Origin of the sequence: Paenibacillus sp. LjRoot56 (assembly GCF_964253335.1) — a bacterium.
Classification (GTDB): domain Bacteria; phylum Bacillota; class Bacilli; order Paenibacillales; family NBRC-103111; genus Paenibacillus_E; species Paenibacillus_E allorhizoplanae.
This window is the reverse complement of sequence record NZ_CAXURV020000004.1, coordinates 349617-366924: the sequence shown is the minus strand read 5'-3', so window position 1 is coordinate 366924 and position 17308 is coordinate 349617. Positions and strand designations below refer to the sequence as shown.

Here is a 17308-nt window from a genome sequence, read left to right as displayed (position 1 = left end):
GAGGAATGATAAGATGACCGCGGAAACCGTAATCTTGGATGGTAATCGAGTGGCAACAGACATGAAAGAGGCGCTGAAAGGTAGAATAAATCAATTAGCCGGGAAGGGAATCATTCCTTGCTTAGCTACGATTCTGGTCGGTGGTGATCCTTCGTCAGCTACTTATGTGAGAATGAAAGGAAATGCATGTAAACGACTTGGTATCAAGTCGATTCGTATTGAACTTCCCGAGCATACCTCGACATCAGATTTGATTGCTGAAATTCAGAAACTGAATGTTGACCCTAGCGTCCATGGGATTTTGTTACAACACCCGGTTCCTCATCATATTGATGAAAGGGCTGCATTCGAAGCGATTGGTATCGAGAAAGATGTAGATGGCGTAACGACGCTTGGATTTGCTCAAAATGCTTTCGGCTTCGCCGATTTCCCTTCTTGTACGCCGGCGGCGATACTTGCAATATTGGATTATTATCACATTGCATTGGAAGGCAAGCACGCTGTTGTCATAGGGCGAAGCCCCATTCTCGGTAAACCAGTTTCCATGATGTTACTCAATCGGAATGCGACAATAACGACATGCCATTCAAAGACTGCGAACTTAGAGGAGATGGTACGGTTAGCTGATATTGTGGTAGCGGCAGTTGGGAAACCGAAATTTGTGCAAGGGGATTGGATTAAACAAGGGGCCGTCGTGTTGGATGCAGGGTATAACGAAGGCAACATTGGGGATGTTGATTATGAGGCCTGTAAGGATCGAGCATCAGCAATTACGCCTGTTCCTGCTGGAGTTGGGCCTGTCACAATCGCTACCTTGTTGAAACACACCGTCGATGCGGCAGAAAAGTTAGCTTAGCCCAGGATGAAAAGGGGGAGCAAGATGAAATTGTTTCACGTAAGTGAAGAAAAGGATATTTCTATTTTCAACCCTAGACTTCCTTCAAGAAAAGATCTGGACCCAACCAAAGGATTAGTATGGGCGATTAATGAGAAATGTTTCCCCAATTTTCTAACGCCTAGGAACTGTCCTAGAGTTACTTTTCATACCAATGAGGCTACCACGGAGGAAGATAAAAAGAACTATTTATCTTCCAATGCCATAAATCACGTCGTAGCGATTGAGCATAAATGGTTTGAAATGATGAAGAATACAACGTTGTATATCTATGAGTTTGATACGTCAGATTTTTATTTACAGGATCTTGGAGCAGGATATTATGTAAGCGAGAAATCACAGGTTCCCATCCGACGATTCGAAATTCAAAATCTCTTTGGTGAGCTTTTTAAAAGAAACATAGAAGTCCGACTTCTGGCAAATTTGTGGGATTTATCTGATAAAATACAGCAATCGAGTTTTCAATATTCGATGTGTCGGATGGGCTTTGCTGAGCAGAGATTAACCGAAGTTTAGATCAGATTTATTAAAATAATATAGATGAAAATAGGGGGGATTGTCATGACATTAACAATCTATGTTGTGGATGCTTTCACGAATCAAGTATTCAATGGAAATCCTGCTGCTGTTTGTTTAACTGCTGAACCTCTTGATGATGAGTTGATGCAACGAATTGCTTCAGAAATGAATCTGTCAGAAACAGCTTTTTTGTTTCCTCAGCAAGACGGGTTTTCACTTAGATGGTTTACACCTATTTCTGAGGTGGATTTGTGCGGTCATGCTACATTGGCAAGCGCGCACATGTTGTGGGCAACAGGGATTTTACCACTGAACCAACGAGCTAGTTTCTTTACCAGAAGTGGACTCTTAACGGCAATAAAGCATGATGCTTGGATTCAACTTAATTTTCCTTCAGAACCTGTGATTGCATGTGAATATCCATCCGAATTGGTGGATGCTCTTCAAATTGTTCCTTTATATGTTGGACGAAATAGATGGGATTATTTCATTGAAGTTGAATCTGAAGACATCATTAAGCGTCTAAGTCCTGATTTTTCTTTGTTGCAGACGATTCAAACAAGAGGGATCAATGTAACAAGCCGCTCGCAAGAATTTGACTTTGTTTCAAGATGCTTTTTCCCAGCTGTCGGTGTGAATGAAGACCCCGTAACGGGCTCATCTCATTGTGGTCTTGCACCATATTGGGGTAAGAAATTAAATAAAACGGATATGTTTGCGTATCAGGCATCCGCTAGAGGCGGCATACTAAAAATTAGTTTACATGAAAACAGAGTTCTACTGTCAGGACAAGCAGTTACGGTAATGAAGAGCGAGTTGTTCATCTAGCATAAGGAGAGGTAGATATGGCGCGCATTTTATTTATGAATGGTGGATCAGAGGGACATATCAATCCCACTACCGGAGTCGTACAGGAGCTGATTTCCCGTGGTGAAGAGGTCGTGTACTTTTGCATAGAAGCGTTTAGAGAGCGAATAGAGAACACGGGAGCTACCGTACGAACATTTGACGACCAAAAGTTTATAAAAGCCTTCATCACAGGTGGAAGAAATTACTTATTGGAGAGAATTAACGGACTTTTACTCACCGCAGATATTGTTATACCAAGCGTGCTTGAACAGATCAAAAATGAAAAATATGATTATATCATTCATGATTCCATGTTCGGTTGTGGACGTTTACTTGCTCAGATGCTTAAACTGCCAGCAATTAATTCTTGCACGTCTCTCGCGCAATCCAAAGAATCCATTGATCAAGAGTTGGAACATTTTTTAAATATTGTCCCTTCTGAAATCGTTAAACCTATTTATGAGCAATACCAAAACCTGACGATGATGGTGAAGGAAAAATATGATGTAGAGATCCATTCTCCTTATGAAGTATTGTGTAATCCAGCACCGCTTACAATCGTATATACCACTAGGGAGTTTCAACCAAATGGTGAATCGTTCGACCAGTCCTATCAATTCGTAGGGCCATCGATCTCAACAAGATTAAGCTCAGAAAGCAACGCGTATACAGGAATTCGAACTGAAAAACCAATTTACATTTCATTGGGAACCGTGTTTAACCGATCCATTGATTTCTATAAACTTTGTATCGAGGCATTGGGGAATACTGAACATGCCGTTGTCATGTCAATTGGGAATAACGTTCAATTATCTGACTTAGGCGAAATTCCAACTAACTTTACTGTGAAACCCTATGTTCCACAAACCGAATTACTGCCTCATACGAAGTTATTTATCACACATGGTGGCATGAATAGTACGCATGAGGGCCTCTATTATGGGGTTCCACTCCTTGTAATCCCACAAAGCGCTGATCAACCGATGATTGCTAAGCAAGTCGAAAGTATCGGTGCAGGTGTGACTTTGCAAATGCTAACTTTGAGTACTAAGCAACTAAAGGAAGCTGTAGATCAGGTGTTAAGTGACTCCTCATTTCTGACTGCTGTTGCAAAAATTAGGGAATCTTTTCGAGAATCAGGTGGGTATCGTCAGGCTGTTGATGAGATTTTTGCTTTTAAAGGGCATTATGGGATTGAGTAGAATGAAGACCCTCAGCATGTTGCTGGGGGTCTATTTTCTTCGGAAAATAGATTCCTAATTATGGTAAAATATGTAGAGAGAGCATGTTTTAAGTAGCTGGAAGGAGAGTTAAATTAATCATGTCTGATGAATTAAGCAAAGAAATATTGGAAGAGTTGAAGAAATTAAATGAAAAAATCGATCAATTACAAGCGTCAAAAGGGTTGTCGACACCGATGAAGTTTGTTGCCATATTGTTGGGTTTCGTGGTAATTGGTCCTACGATTACAATCTTAATATCTCGGTTATTTCATTAACGAATAGTCACATTCATTGCTTCTATTGACATAATTACTTCGATTTGGAATGGAGATTCAACTAATGAGAATGCATACAGATCCCAAAGGAGATGCCTACGAACAAGTCATCGATTTAGCGATACGAAATTCGGAATGTTTTGTACTTAGCGAAAGATTATGGCATCTTGCAGATGGAGAGCAGAAGCTATACACAAGCGTGTTAGAAGCGTTAGAGCCTTTCTTGGTGAAAACAATTATCATCCAAGGCGAGAATATCGAAGATGTTATTCAAATAAAACAAGAATATCGCAGTCATGCTTTTTATACCGCGGGAACTTACTATTTATATAGATGTTGTGAAGAAAGCGGAAATCTACTGAAACAGATGGCAAATCAGTTGTCGGATTGGATATTCCCTAAACTTCCGGAAGACTTATGTTTCTTGAAAGAAGGTGGGGGAGACTATCTTTACTCGATTGTCCATGAAGATCAGTATGGGATGGATGTAACAGAGGAAGAAGCAATGGGATTGATGGATGAAATGACAGGACTTTTTCTAAAAATAGCGGCTCACACGAACTTTGATCGTCTACTAGACGATGCCATTAAACATAAAACGGATAGGCTGTATATTAGTCGACATCATTTAACTGAATTGCCTGAGAGAATTCGGGAGCTTACAGAGCTGCGAGAACTAGAAATTTTTGAACAAGATCTTTACTACTTACCTGAGGCGCTGTTTGAGTTAAGTAAGCTTGAAAACTTAACAATCCAAACAGCTGATTTGGCCTATATTCCAGCATCCATAGCGAAGTTGAAGAACCTAAGAGTACTTTGCATCCAATGTGGAAGCTTTGATCGACCGACTCCGGGCTACCAGATAAAGCCGAAGGAAGAAATCAGCCTAAACGTATTGCCAGCTGAAATTGGAGAGCTTGAGAAACTGGAACAATTAACGATTCAATATACCTCGATACATGAGTTGCCGATCGAAATGATAAAACTGAGGAAGCTGCGATTTTTAAACGTAGCCATGTGTATGATTGATAGGAAGCCTGATTTTCTCAATGAAATGAAGCAATTGGCGTATGTAAATTTGTCTCGAGATTCGTTATGGGAAACTGAGTGATTAGAGTCAATGAAGAGGAGCTTGCGATGAGGCAGCTTCTTTTTTTTGTATGATGAGGTAGGAAGTCGAAACAATTACTCTCCAAATGAGTCAAATAATGGAAGGGGTTATCACGCATCATGAAGTCTGTTTAGCGAAGGAGGTAAAGATGGCCTATATTCGTTTGATAGTTTTGGTCCTGTTCGTTGAAGTTATGATAACCATGGCAGTCAGTTTTGGTATTTACTTTGGATTTTCCATCTATCCGTATACGCTGACAACGAATACTCCATCAGGGGCTGCTGTTCAGTCAGCTGGTTTTAACGCAACGATTCCTTTGTATATGCCATCACTTGCTGATTTGAAAGTTCCATATACGTTTCTAAAGGTAGCCACTCCAAGTTGGGGAGCCGCAGCATTCCTAGTCTCTGCCGTCTTAATGGGGTTACAAAGTTTTATTAGAGGCATGTATCTAGGCGGGTTGAAAGAAAGGGCGCTGAACCAGGAGAAAGTTCCACTGCTTGTATATGGGCGCAGATATTTCGGCGATATGATCGCATGGACGATTTTTCAATTCGTGGCTGGCGCGGCGATGATCTTCTTCGCAGCTGCTTTTTTTCCAATTGGAATCATCTTGATCATTATTTTAATGTGTTATTCACTCACGCCATATTTGATCGTACTCGAAAATATCAGCTTTAGTACTGCTTTGGCAAAGGCTACAGGTACGTTTAGGCGAAATTTTGGTGCCATGCTGCCACTCGCGTTGCTTGCGATGATGTGCACGCTAATTGTGAGTTTGTTCCGTTCACTAACATCACCATGGGGATACGCAGTACCTTTGCTCGCATACGCATGTGTGGGAACTTTGTTGATCGGTAAGCTTATGACAATACTAGCGGTGAAGCTTAGGATTAACCCTGAGCAACAGAGTACGATGCAGCCAAGGGATGAAATCCCAACTCACAGCTTGGTCAACGTTGTGGTTGTGCTGCTAATACCAGTTTTACTCTTCACAGGGATATTTACTGCTTCAGGAAACCACTTAAGGATGTTCGACTTCGGTAAAAAAAAGCAGATCGAGGGTATCTCGTATTTGACAAGTTTCTCCGATGTGTATTATGCGTCCAAGACGAGGTATACAGCTTATTTGTGGCAGTCGGCCGAATATAGTTTGGCAATAAAGCTTCCAGATTTAACAGGCGATCGTAAGCCTGATGAATTGCGAGGCATAGCAGAAATCACGTGGCGGATGGATGAGAATAATCGCAGATTACAAGGGACTTCACTTCAAACCGCTGAAAATTCCAACATACACAAGAGCCAGTTGATGTATCGTCTTGTTAAAGAGACAGCTAAGGATGGCCATGTTTATTATTCTAGTTTGAGAGGCTCATCTTCGATACTTCCTGGTGATGTGGAACCTCATGAGCCATTGTCCGTGCAAATCATGGTCAGTGGAGATGGCAGTCAAATATTTGTTATACAGTACCCAACGCGCTTCGATATTTCGCCTGTATTCCGTGTTTCGGATGACGGGAAATATGTGATCACAGGAACAAGCCCAGTAAATCCAATGGATTTCCACACTTATTGGTTCACCGCAGATCAAAGTACCGATCATATGTTTAACTTACTAGCTGCCAAAAACCAATGGAATGACACCGCCATGTTTAACCGAGCTTACCTTGCGCTTGCTTCTGCGATGCAGGAGGGGGATGGACGTACGGTCGTTAAAGTACTTGAGACGATGCGGAAGTCCGGTGTAGACGTGATAGCACCTGATTGGGATATCCAGACGTGGACGACTAACTTACATCGTCGATATCAAGAGGCAAGTTTGCCTAATTTCCTAGAACTGCTGTCGAAGGCAGGTATGCAAGAGGGTTATAAAGTCACAGAAATATCAAACAACAGCGAGGATAAGGTCGGTGTTTACCGTCTTGAGGTACCGTTCCCTGATGGTGTTATACCAATAATGTATAAGGAATCTAAGGTAGATGGCAAGCTGTTGTCTATCAATATAGAGGACTAAAACATTCATTGATACGAAGGTGCCCCTAAAGCCATGTATGTGGCGGGAGGCACTCTTTTTTTATTTTAGCAAAAGTAAAAACAATAATAAAACGCTAAAAATCAATAATGTTTTATTGTAAAACGATAAATTATATGATAAAGTCAAATCAATCATTATGAAAAGAGGTGCTTTTGGTGAAACAAGGAACAACATTATTTTTGAAAATCGTCGTATTTCTTATTGGCCTCCCTGTGCTTGCCCTGTGCATATTCGTGGTGCCGGAGCTTGGGAGATATGCAGTGGAGTTGTATCCAGGCAAGACGTATTTGCAATATCTCTTTTACATCGATATCTATGCTTCAGCGATCCCCTTTTATTTTGCGTTGTATCAGGCTTTCAAGCTGTTAAGTTATATCGATAAGAACGTTGCCTTCTCAGAATTATCAGTAATCGCATTGAAAAATATCAAATACTGTGCCAACGCAATCAGTATCTTATATGTGGTAGGCTTGCCGATCTTGTATCTGATTGCGGAGAAAGATGACGCCCCTGGTCTCATCGCCATCGGTTTGATTATTATATTTGCTTCCACCGTGATTGCTGTTTTCGCCGCTGTTCTTCAAAGGCTTTTGCAAGAAGCGATCGATATCAAATCAGAAAATGACTTAATAGTCTGAGGTGAATAATATGGCGATAATAATCAATATTGATGTGATGCTGGCTAAAAGGAAAATGAGCGTGACAGAACTTTCGGAAAGGGTTGGCATTACGCTAGCAAATCTGTCTATTTTAAAAAATGGTAAGGCAAAAGCGATTCGAATTTCCACGTTGGAAGCGATATGTAAGGCATTGGATTGTCAACCTGGTGATATCTTAGAATTCAAAAGTGACGAAGAATCGCAAGACTAATACGTTTGGATAATAAACATGGAGGAGGGGTACTTGTGGACAGTAACAATCTGATCATTAAACATATGGGCAACCCCCACGAGCTTGAGCGAATGTTTAGAAAAGAACCTGAGGCTTTTAGAAAAACATTCGCTTACGCCTGGGAACAAAACCCGAATTCGCAGGTACTTGCCACTTGGTATGAGAGATTGCACTTCAAAGAAGATGTACATACAGAAAAGGCGTCCTTGTTTCAAAAGGACTTCTTTATCATGGGCATTTTGGCGATACTGGCTGGGATCATCACACGAATCCTTTTCCATTTTGTCGAACAAGAGTCAATCGCTCCAATCAATCTTGTTTTTGGTGTGCTACCATTTATTGCGACCTACTTTGTTTGTAACAATCCTCCACGGAGACATATTATTTATACACTTGCAGGGTTGTTTCTTGTCTCTATCATATATGTGAATATACTGCCACTCGAGCAGAATGACAGTATACTTTTATCTTATATACACCTTCCTATTTTCCTATGGGTGTTAGTGGGGTTTGCTTTTACAGGAAATGAATATCGACGTGGCAGCGTCCGATTAGCCTATCTTAAATTTAATGGCGAACTTGGCATTCTTTACGCGACTATGGCCATAAGTGGAGTATTGTTAACAGGTTTAACTATGCAGCTATTTAGATTTGTGGGCATGGATATCTCTGAATTTTACTTTAAAAATGTTGTGTTATTTGGAGCTGTCGCGCTATCCCTTGTGGCGACATATCTCGTTTCGCGCAATCTTAAACTTGCCAAAAATATCGCGCCTTATATCGCCAAAATTTTCAGTCCGCTTGTATTGGTAACTTTGTTGGTCTATCTGATAACGGTTATGGTGGTTGGGAAAAATCCATTCTTGGATCGGGATTTCCTCCTTTCCTTTAATGGCATCCTGCTTTGTGTACTAGCCGTTACCATTTTCTCCATTACAGAAAGCGGTACAGATGAGAAAAAGAATATTTCAGATTATATAAACTTTGCTTTACTTGTGCTAGCACTTATAATTGATAGCGTGGCAGTATCAGCCATCGTGTTTAGGCTTTCCTCTTATGGGATTACGCCCAACCGAATTGCTGTTCTAGGTGTCAATATATTGATTTGGGCTAATCTTATTTGGATTATGGTTTCTTATCTGCTTTTCATACGAAATAAAACAGGACCTTCAAACATCCAAGACGCTGTTACGAAGTATTTACCAGTCTATGGAATTTGGGCTGCTTTTGTTGCATTTACGTTTCCTTTTATTTTCAAATAAAATAGCTATACCAATGGAGTGTAACCGACATGGGAAGAGAACGTTTAAGACCAATTTACAATGCTGGTGAATCGTTGTTGAAGGAAATTCAACGAACGCATGTCCCAGACGATGGGGTAGCAATCTGGAGTTTGGGTCAAGCCGGGGCTTTGATTAAAGGCGGTAGTTCAGACGAAGTCATTTGTATCGATCCTTATTTAAGTTATTCGATTGAATTGGAAAATCCTGATACAGAATTTAAAAGGGAAATTCCCCCGCCGCTTACGCCGCAGGAGCTTGATGTAAACATCGTATTGCTCACGCATTTCCATAATGATCATATGGATTTAACTACGATCAAAGGTGTTTCTGTGTCTCATCCAGAGACACAATTCGTGGCACCAGCTTCACATGTGAATTTGCTGCATGATATAGAAGTGGATGCTAGCAGAATCATTGCTGCCAAGCAAGAGCAGGTGATTTCCGGACGTGGTGTTACCATAACTCCTGTTGCGGGAGCGCACACAGCCTATGAAACGGATCAAGATGGGAATCAGTACTATTTGGGTTATTTTATCGAAATCAACGGAGTGAGAATCTTTCATACTGGAGACACGGTTGTCACGCCAGAGTTGATCGAGCATGCCAAGCAATTTCAGCCTCATGTAACACTTCTTCCAATAAATGGAGGCGATTATGCACGGACCTCAAGAGGAATTGTAGGCAATATGAACTTCCGTGAAGCGGCAGATTTCGGCGTTGAGATTGGGAGCGATCTACTAATCCCTATCCATTTCGATATGTTTTCCAATAATCGTGATAACCCGGCCTACTTCGTTGATTATTTGTTCCACACGTATCCTGCGCAGAAGTTTCATATGATGTCCGCGGGAGAGCGATTTATCTATTTTAAATAATTGAAATAGATTGAAATGTTAAGGGCTGTCTTATGGCAGTTCTTCTTTGTGTTTCGCAAGGTGATTTTCTTATAATTGATCATACTTTTGTATAAATAAAAGATCCACTTCGTGGTTATTTCTTGGTATATTAAATAGGGGGAAATGAACTTATAAGCCGTTAGGGAGGAATGTACATGTACACATTTGGATGGTGCAGTGGGATTCAAGAGGCGGAGAGACTTAAACAATTGGGCTTTGATTATATCGAATGCGCGCTCGTAGCATTAAATTTAGAGGATGACGCAGATTTTGCCGCCAAGCTTCCCATGTATTTGAACAGTCCGCTTCCCGTACAGGCATTCAGTATATTTTTCCCAGGAGACTTGAAAGTGGTCGGTCCAGAAGCTGATGAGGAAAGAATCAGACGTTATGTCCATAAAGCTGCAAGCGCTTTAAATAAGATTGGAGCCACAACGGCTGTTCTTGGCAGTGGAAAAGCACGTCAAATTCCAGATGGTTGGGAACGTAATCGCGCAGAACAACAGCTTCTTCAGCTATTAGCACGAATCGGAGATGAGTTCGAAGGAACAGGTGTCACACTGGCCATTGAACCCTTGAATCAAAAGGAATCCAACATCGTGAATACGGTTTCGGATGCAGTGATGTTGGCCAAGCAGGTTAATCTTCCAACGATTCGAGTTTTGGCAGATTTCTATCATATGGATGAAGAGCAAGATGCGATTTCCACCCTGATTGAAAATAAGGATTGGCTTCGGCATATTCATCTTGCGGATACGGGACGGTTGTCACCTGGCACAGGTCAATATCCCTATGATCAATTCGCGGCAGCGTTGAAGGAATCTGGCTATGCTGGGATGATTTCAGCGGAGTGTACCGTTCATGATCCAGAGAAAGAATTCGCGGCAAGTTTAGCTTTTATGAGAGCGAAGTTCAAATAGAGATCCTACAGAATAGAAAAGGATTTAACTAAAAGGGGTCGAAATATACAATACCGAGTAATTAACTATGATTTCATTTTCGGGAATTAGGCAGATAAGGTTGTGACGCATTTGTTAAAAGACAAAATTCTTAGAAGAGAAACAGGTATCATTACATATGGTATGACACCTCCTAAGGAAACACATTCGCTAGAGAAAATGGCTGAAATTTCACAGAAACAATGTGAGAGACTTCAGAAACTTCAAATAGATGGCTTAATTCTCTATGATGTTCAGGAGGAAAGTGATCGCATTGATCAAGATCGTCCTTTTCCCTATTTACAGACGGTTGACCCGACTACGTACAGTAAGACGTATTTGAGCAAGTTACATATCCCGAAAATTATTTATCGATGTGTGGGGAAATACACAGAGGAACAGCTGGCGGAATGGATTCAAGCTGATCTTGAAGAGGAGCGATTCTCCGTATTTGTTGGGGCCTCTTCCAGTAAACAAGATGTTCACATGGGTCTGCCAGAAGCTTATGAATTGAGCAGAAAGCTGAATGATAACCTAACTTTAGGGGCCGTCGTAATCCCCGAAAGACACATGAAAAAAGATGATGAGCATCTCAGAATGATCAACAAAATAGCGAGTGGCAGTCGTTTTTTCATCTCCCAAGCGACGTATAATGTCGAAGCGTCAAAAAATTTCTTATCGGATTATTATTATCATTGTAAAGAAAATAAGCTAGACATGGTGCCAATCCTCATGAATATTGCGCCGTGCGGCTCGACGAAGACCCTGGAATTCATGAAATGGCTAGGGATCTCCATTCCCAAGTGGTTGGAAAATGATTTGAAATATTCGCATGATGTCTTGGATAAATCAGTATCGGTTTCCCAACAAATATTTGAGGAAATTTTCGAATTCGGCCTTGAAAAAGGGATTCCGATCGGGTGCAGTGTTGAAAGTGTCTCCACACGAAAAGTTGAAATCGAAGCTTCGATTCAATTGGTGCATGAGATCAAGGCTATGATGGATAAGAAAATGAGATCATCGTTTGTTTTTTAAGAGTATGCAAGAAGAAGGAGCAGATCTGCGTTAGCGGATGCTCCTTGTTTTCATTTTAGCTAATCGAAGGGGAATCACATTGACAGAACAAAGTTACGTAAACGAAATGACAGATGTTTTACAAGCGATTGGTTTTACGGAAGGCGAAATTCGAACAGCTTTGGCCTATATAGAAGGTAATCTCTTGGAAGCTGAATTGATCGGAACCGTATCAACATTAGATTTCAAATTACTGCAACGGGAACAGCGTCGCAAAACATGGGTATTGCTGGCGACGTTGAGGAAGAAGAAAGTAGACCCCGATAGGATCGGAAAGTATTTATCTTTGTTCATACACATCGGTAAGGACAGTTTCCTAGAGACTAGCTCCGATTTCAATATGGAGGATGCATTGTGGCGAAGAGGATGTTTACGTCTTGTCACCCAATACGAAGTCCCATACACCATCGTTTGGGAATGGATGCTATCGAAGAGCAAATTTGTCGATTATCGAGGAAATCCAGAGTCGTATGCCTTGGAATTTGTGGAATTAATGGCGCAAAGTGAGCCTGAACTTTTGCACAAGTTGTATCCGGACCAAGATGTTGCTGTGCAGCCATATATCGCTGCTTTGTTAACCAAGCATAACGGTGAAGATTATGAAGCTTTAGCATGGTTTGAAAAACATTTTCACCAACTTGCCTCGGTTGATCATTTGGAGATAGATAAAAGAAGTCAATTGAGAAATTGTGTTTATTTGGCTGTTACAGTTAAGAATCGCAGTCATGTTGCATCCGAATACCTGAAAAAGCTGATTAATGAAGACCCGAATGCTTTTGTAACGAATTGTAGAATGGCCTTTTATCATGATCGTGAGAAGGAATTACGTAAAATCCCTGGTATTTTGGAAGAGTTTGGAGCTTTTCGTGAGCACTATCTCATCAATCTTGCAGAGCCTGGTCTTGGAAGCCGTGACGGGTCCTATGATGATGTCTTGAGAGAAGAATTCGCTGCTCGACCGGAGAGCTTTTGGAAAGCAATTGAGATGTCACAAGGGTTGAAAACCATTCATTTGTGCCGTATAGTCTGGGAAAAAGAGGAGGAAAAGCCGTACTTAAGCGAAGCGCTTCGGGAATTTGCAAGTTATTTGGAAAACTTGATTCCGAATGATCCTCAGTTACACGCCTATTTTAGAGGAGAGATTCCATTTGTAGATGTTGAAAGATACCTATGTCATCTACATAAGACTTCAACAGGGTCTAACTATCGTAGACTGCTTGATTTGAAGGATCTACGCAACCTTTCCGAGATGTTTGATAGGGGATTGTGTTTCTTAGCTTATGCCGATATGGAAACGCTATGGATTATGGGCAGCTGGCTGTCGGATAAAGGATTCACTGTGACAGAGCTTGTTGAACGAATTACCAACGCTGGTGGTGATAGCAGCATATTGCTCCCGACGATTGTTATGAAATCTTATGCACAACATTCCTCGGGTGATGAGGCCTTCAACCAGACAGGAAATCATTTTTTGAAATCCTATATACAGGTTCAAGGTGAAGTCATAGTAGCCCTTCTTCAGGCATCTGATGATAATAAATATACGAAGAAGTTTCTTCTCGAAGAGCTTTCCCAATCCAATCATGAAAAGTACATGCCTCTCATTTCCACCTATTTGAAAGATGATAATAAGGTGGTAAGGGATACAAGTATCGCATTACTACGGGATTATCCTGTAGCATTGCCTTATGTGAAGCCACATCTTAGCCATAAAAAGCCCGCAATTCGAGAGTCAGCGGTGCAACTCTTGTGCAGCTGGAATGACGAGTCTTCCCACGTGGAGCTGGAGCGCTTGTTAGAATCAGAGAAGAATGAAAAAATTAAAATGCTTATTCTAAATACGTTAAAAGAAAAACCAGAGATCACGGATCAAGAACCGATTAGCCAAGACGAAATCACATCTTATTGCAGGGCCAAACTCAAACATGCCAAGCTTCAACAATTAGATTGGATCCCTTTCAATGAATTACCGCTTATACGACTAAAAGCGAATCAACAAGTGATTGAACCTGTCATTAACCACTATTTGCTGTATACTTTCGCTATTCAGAATGAAGTCGTGATGAATTGGGAAGCTCGATCGGTGGCAGAACATCTTGAATTGGAAGATCTTTCTCAAGTAGCGTGGATGCTCATGCAGTTCTGGCTTGAATCAGGAGCAGATGTTCAAAAGAAATGGATAATGGCTTTTGCTACGATGTTTGGCGACGAGCGAATCATTAACCAACTGCACACTTGTATCCTGAAGTGGCCATTAGAGTCAAGATTAGCTTTAGCAACAGAAGCCGTGAAAGCATTGGTGCTCTCAAAGAAGAATTCTGGCTTGCTTATTGTTGATCAATTGGCTAGAAAGAGCAAGTTTAAGCAAGTAAAGAAAACAGCTCAGGATGCTTTAGCTAAAGCTTCTAAAGAACTTGATATCGACCCAGAGGAGCTTGCCGATCGCATCAATTCTAATCTCGGTTTCAATTTGACTGGTCACAGAATTCTCCAATATGGAGAGAGAGAGTTGAAACTGATACTTACAAAAACGTTGGAAATCCGAATTGAGGATGCTGAAGGCAGATGCTACAAATCCTTGCCGACTCCTGGGAAACACGAGGATGTAACGCTAATTAAGTCAGCAATGGATGAATTCAAACAGTTGAAGAAAGAGCTGAAGCTTGTTATAAATTCCATGACAATCCGCTTAGAACAAGCGATGTCTACGCGGCGCTATTGGACGAAGTCAGCATGGGAAGAGCTTTTTATACACAATGCCATCCTTCATTTCTTTGCATGCTCATTAATTTGGGGGAGATATTCGGAGGCGAAAGAGTTGCAGGATACCTTCCTTTATTTGGATGACGGAAGTTATAATTCTGCGGATAATAGTTCAATTGATCTAGATGAGAATTTGTATATTCGGCTTATTCACCCGCTAGAACTGAATCAAACTTCCATTGAATTATGGAGAGAACAGTTGGAAAAGCTTGAGATTACTCAGCCTGTCGCACAACTAGATCGAAAGGTATTTATACCAGAGCAAGACGAATCCCTGCGTGTTGAGCGCTTCGGTGGCGTGCAGGTAAATGGGTTTTCGTTACTAGGGAAATTAATCAATGCTGGTTGGCAACGTGGCTCCATCGTGGATGGAGGAGGTTACTATGAGTTTTTCAAAGAGAATGAACATCTTGGGGTTGGCGTGAATTTAACCTTTAGCGGAACTTCGGTAGGGTATGAGGACGAAACTGTGACAGTATACGATCTAGCCTTTTATATAGCTGGTAAAGTGAAGAGAGGCCCTTACATCTACAGTAACATTCCAGAGGAAGAGTTGATTCGCCCATCGGATATTCCAAGTCATTACTTTAGCGAAACTCTATATGAAGTAGATCAAGCATTGTCAACGCGAGTTGGCTTTGTGGAGGATTGGAAGTAAAATAAGGTTGAAAAGAGTTTTTCAAATCGGAGAGGATGAGTTAGGAATGGCCATAAACCATGAATCTCAAATTGGAGAAGTTCTGTCAACCAGTCGGAATGCAACACATTCTTTCAGTAAACAGACTTTCGAGGGCATTAGGCTCCTGGCTGGACTAGGCGTGGAAGGCGATGCACACATGGGAAAGACGGTAAAGCATCGCTCACGTGTTGCACAAAATCCGAATCAACCCAATCTTCGCCAGGTTCACCTCATTCATTCGGAGTTATTCGACGAATTAGAACGTTCAGGTTTTCACGTAAATCCCGGTCAATTGGGTGAAAACATTACAACACGTGGCATAGATTTACTTGGACTACCAACCGGAACAAAGCTTACCATCGGTGTGGACGCTGTCATTGAAATTACTGGACTCCGTAATCCATGTGCGCAAATCGATCATTTTCAGTCAGGGTTGTTGCAAGCCGTATTGGATCATGATGAAAATGGCAACCTCGTCCGTAAGGCAGGAGTGATGGGGATCGTGTTATCAGGTGGAGAAGTTCGAGTTGGTGATGAGATCCGCGTTATCCTACCTGTGGAGCCCTATCGTCCGCTCGAACGAGTATAGAGAATGAAAGGAAATCGGTATGAAAACAATTGGATTAATAGGTGGTATGAGTTGGGAATCCTCTTTGCTCTATTACCAAATCATCAATCAGCGGGTAAAGGAAAAGTTAGGTGGGCATCATTCGGCCAAAAGCCTCATGTATTCGGTGGATTTCCATGAGATCAAGATGCTCCAGCATGAAGGTAAGTGGGAGGAAGCGACTAGAGTCATGATCGAGTCCGCTCAAAAACTGGCATCTGCCGGTTCAGATTGCATTGTGATCTGTACGAATACGATGCACAAGATGGCCAAAGAAGTTGAAGACGCCGTATCCATCCCGTTACTTCATATTGCGGATGCAACAGCCAATGAGATCGTAAAAGCAGGTATTAAGAAAGTCGCTTTACTCGGTACAGCCTTTACGATGGAACAAGATTTTTACAAAGGCAGACTTGTAGATAAATATGAGCTTGAAGTCCTTGTACCTCCCGAGGAGTCTAGGAAAATTGTTCATGATATTATATATGAAGAGCTATGTCTCGGAACGATAAAGGAGGATTCCAAACAATCCTATATAGAGATCATTCGAGATTTAGTCATTGAAGGGGCGGAAGCGGTTATATTGGGCTGTACGGAAATTACGCTTTTAATATCTCAGCAGGATGCGACGGTTCCTTTATTCGATACAACGAAAATTCATGCTGAATATGCGGTTGATTTTGCACTAAGGGATGATGAGCATGATTTATGAGATAACGACTCAGTGGGATGAAGCTCTTTGGGAGAAAGCGGAGCACGTATACAATGAAGCCTTTCCTGAACATGGTAGAAAAAATCGTGCACTCATTCGAAGCATGTTCGAAAGAGGGATTTGCATGTTGCACACGTGGAGTCTTGATGAAGATGTGGTTGCAATGGCACTTACCGCGTTGAATACCAAAGCACGAATTCTTATTATCGATTATATTGCGGTTCGCCAAGAGCAGCGAGGTCATGGTGTAGGTTTGGCATGTATGCGTGACATTCGAAATTGGGCAGAGAACGAAGCAGGTTGTCTGGGTATCGTCATTGAGGTTGAGGCGGAGCCTTCCAAGGAAAATGCGGATCGGATTCGATTCTGGGAAAAAGCTGGATTTCATTTGACTGATTATGTACATACCTACATATGGGTCCCTGAAACTTATCGGGCCATGTATGTGAGCTTAGGGGCTTTCGAACAGCATGACGGGAGACAATTGTTCGATTACATAACCGAGTATCATGAGAAAGCCTATCGTGTAAAAGGGTAATGAGAATAGCCCACTCCTTG

At 41.5% G+C, this 17308-nt stretch carries 17 protein-coding genes; all 17 read left to right on the top strand.

The annotated features are described in order from the left end of the window. The first annotated feature begins 13 nt into the window (after positions 1-13). The 17 genes from ACSQ8O_RS27340 (at position 14) to ACSQ8O_RS27260 (ending at position 17288) form a co-directional block, all read left to right on the top strand. A complete protein-coding gene (locus tag ACSQ8O_RS27340) occupies positions 14-856 on the top strand; it encodes a bifunctional 5,10-methylenetetrahydrofolate dehydrogenase/5,10-methenyltetrahydrofolate cyclohydrolase (protein ID WP_436244246.1) in 843 nt (280 codons plus the stop codon). A 24-nt stretch (positions 857-880) separates the two neighbouring features. Then, on the top strand, positions 881-1411 hold the full coding sequence (locus ACSQ8O_RS27335) for a DUF6886 family protein (protein ID WP_436244245.1): 531 nt from the start codon (positions 881-883) through the stop codon (positions 1409-1411). Positions 1412-1456: 45 nt separating this feature from the next. Next, positions 1457-2242, top strand: coding sequence for a PhzF family phenazine biosynthesis protein (locus tag ACSQ8O_RS27330; protein ID WP_436244244.1), 786 nt, complete (start codon positions 1457-1459; stop codon positions 2240-2242). Between the two features lie 17 nt (positions 2243-2259). After that, positions 2260-3465 (top strand): macrolide family glycosyltransferase, encoded by a 1206-nt coding sequence (locus tag ACSQ8O_RS27325; RefSeq protein ID WP_436244243.1) that lies wholly within the window; start codon positions 2260-2262, stop codon positions 3463-3465. A gap of 119 nt (positions 3466-3584) precedes the next feature. After that, positions 3585-3761 carry a hypothetical protein gene (locus ACSQ8O_RS27320; RefSeq protein ID WP_436244242.1) on the top strand — a complete coding sequence of 59 codons (177 nt, stop codon included), beginning with the start codon at positions 3585-3587 and terminating at the stop codon, positions 3759-3761. A gap of 64 nt (positions 3762-3825) precedes the next feature. Next, on the top strand, positions 3826-4872 hold the full coding sequence (locus tag ACSQ8O_RS27315) for a leucine-rich repeat domain-containing protein (RefSeq protein WP_436244241.1): 1047 nt from the start codon (positions 3826-3828) through the stop codon (positions 4870-4872). Between the two features lie 85 nt (positions 4873-4957). Beyond that, positions 4958-6886, top strand: a complete 1929-nt coding sequence (locus tag ACSQ8O_RS27310; RefSeq protein ID WP_436244240.1) for a hypothetical protein — start codon at positions 4958-4960, stop codon at positions 6884-6886. A 176-nt stretch (positions 6887-7062) separates the two neighbouring features. After that, positions 7063-7545, top strand: a complete 483-nt coding sequence (locus tag ACSQ8O_RS27305; RefSeq protein ID WP_056621460.1) for a DUF2975 domain-containing protein — start codon at positions 7063-7065, stop codon at positions 7543-7545. 10 nt (positions 7546-7555) lie between these two features. After that, positions 7556-7777: a helix-turn-helix domain-containing protein gene (locus tag ACSQ8O_RS27300; protein ID WP_436244239.1), complete on the top strand. Its 222-nt coding sequence runs from the start codon at positions 7556-7558 to the stop codon at positions 7775-7777. Positions 7778-7812: 35 nt separating this feature from the next. After that, entirely contained in the window at positions 7813-9060 is a 1248-nt protein-coding gene (locus ACSQ8O_RS27295; protein ID WP_436244964.1) for a DUF4153 domain-containing protein, read from the top strand. A 29-nt stretch (positions 9061-9089) separates the two neighbouring features. After that, the gene (locus ACSQ8O_RS27290) at positions 9090-9956 is read left to right on the top strand and encodes an MBL fold metallo-hydrolase (protein ID WP_436244238.1); all 867 of its coding nucleotides are present in this window, start codon (positions 9090-9092) and stop codon (positions 9954-9956) included. A 176-nt stretch (positions 9957-10132) separates the two neighbouring features. After that, entirely contained in the window at positions 10133-10897 is a 765-nt protein-coding gene (locus ACSQ8O_RS27285) for a sugar phosphate isomerase/epimerase family protein (RefSeq protein WP_436244237.1), read from the top strand. 111 nt (positions 10898-11008) lie between these two features. Beyond that, positions 11009-11950: a methylenetetrahydrofolate reductase gene (locus ACSQ8O_RS27280; RefSeq protein WP_436244236.1), complete on the top strand. Its 942-nt coding sequence runs from the start codon at positions 11009-11011 to the stop codon at positions 11948-11950. Between the two features lie 79 nt (positions 11951-12029). Further along, entirely contained in the window at positions 12030-15410 is a 3381-nt protein-coding gene (locus tag ACSQ8O_RS27275; RefSeq protein WP_436244235.1) for a DUF4132 domain-containing protein, read from the top strand. A 46-nt stretch (positions 15411-15456) separates the two neighbouring features. Further along, entirely contained in the window at positions 15457-16020 is a 564-nt protein-coding gene (locus ACSQ8O_RS27270) for an MOSC domain-containing protein (RefSeq protein WP_436244234.1), read from the top strand. 19 nt (positions 16021-16039) lie between these two features. Continuing rightward, the gene (locus ACSQ8O_RS27265; protein ID WP_436244233.1) at positions 16040-16750 is read left to right on the top strand and encodes an aspartate/glutamate racemase family protein; all 711 of its coding nucleotides are present in this window, start codon (positions 16040-16042) and stop codon (positions 16748-16750) included. Then, positions 16740-17288 (top strand): GNAT family N-acetyltransferase, encoded by a 549-nt coding sequence (locus ACSQ8O_RS27260; protein ID WP_436244232.1) that lies wholly within the window; start codon positions 16740-16742, stop codon positions 17286-17288. Before ACSQ8O_RS27265 ends, ACSQ8O_RS27260 begins: the two co-directional genes overlap by 11 nt. The last annotated feature ends 20 nt before the right edge of the window (positions 17289-17308 follow it).

Excerpts from the sequence above, each read along its gene's own strand:
- ACSQ8O_RS27265 (WP_436244233.1), top strand. The coding sequence starts at position 16,040 with ATGAAAACAATTGGATTAATAGGTGGTATGAGTTGGGAATCCTCTTTG.
- ACSQ8O_RS27300 (WP_436244239.1), top strand. The coding sequence starts at position 7,556 with ATGGCGATAATAATCAATATTGATGTGATGCTGGCTAAAAGGAAAATG.
- ACSQ8O_RS27310 (WP_436244240.1), top strand. The coding sequence starts at position 4,958 with ATGAGTCAAATAATGGAAGGGGTTATCACGCATCATGAAGTCTGTTTA.
- ACSQ8O_RS27330 (WP_436244244.1), top strand. The coding sequence starts at position 1,457 with ATGACATTAACAATCTATGTTGTGGATGCTTTCACGAATCAAGTATTC.
- ACSQ8O_RS27315 (WP_436244241.1), top strand. The coding sequence starts at position 3,826 with ATGAGAATGCATACAGATCCCAAAGGAGATGCCTACGAACAAGTCATC.
- ACSQ8O_RS27285 (WP_436244237.1), top strand. The coding sequence starts at position 10,133 with ATGTACACATTTGGATGGTGCAGTGGGATTCAAGAGGCGGAGAGACTT.
- ACSQ8O_RS27320 (WP_436244242.1), top strand. The coding sequence starts at position 3,585 with ATGTCTGATGAATTAAGCAAAGAAATATTGGAAGAGTTGAAGAAATTA.
- ACSQ8O_RS27335 (WP_436244245.1), top strand. The coding sequence starts at position 881 with ATGAAATTGTTTCACGTAAGTGAAGAAAAGGATATTTCTATTTTCAAC.
- ACSQ8O_RS27290 (WP_436244238.1), top strand. The coding sequence starts at position 9,090 with ATGGGAAGAGAACGTTTAAGACCAATTTACAATGCTGGTGAATCGTTG.
- ACSQ8O_RS27340 (WP_436244246.1), top strand. The coding sequence starts at position 14 with ATGACCGCGGAAACCGTAATCTTGGATGGTAATCGAGTGGCAACAGAC.
- ACSQ8O_RS27270 (WP_436244234.1), top strand. The coding sequence starts at position 15,457 with ATGGCCATAAACCATGAATCTCAAATTGGAGAAGTTCTGTCAACCAGT.
- ACSQ8O_RS27260 (WP_436244232.1), top strand. The coding sequence starts at position 16,740 with ATGATTTATGAGATAACGACTCAGTGGGATGAAGCTCTTTGGGAGAAA.
- ACSQ8O_RS27325 (WP_436244243.1), top strand. The coding sequence starts at position 2,260 with ATGGCGCGCATTTTATTTATGAATGGTGGATCAGAGGGACATATCAAT.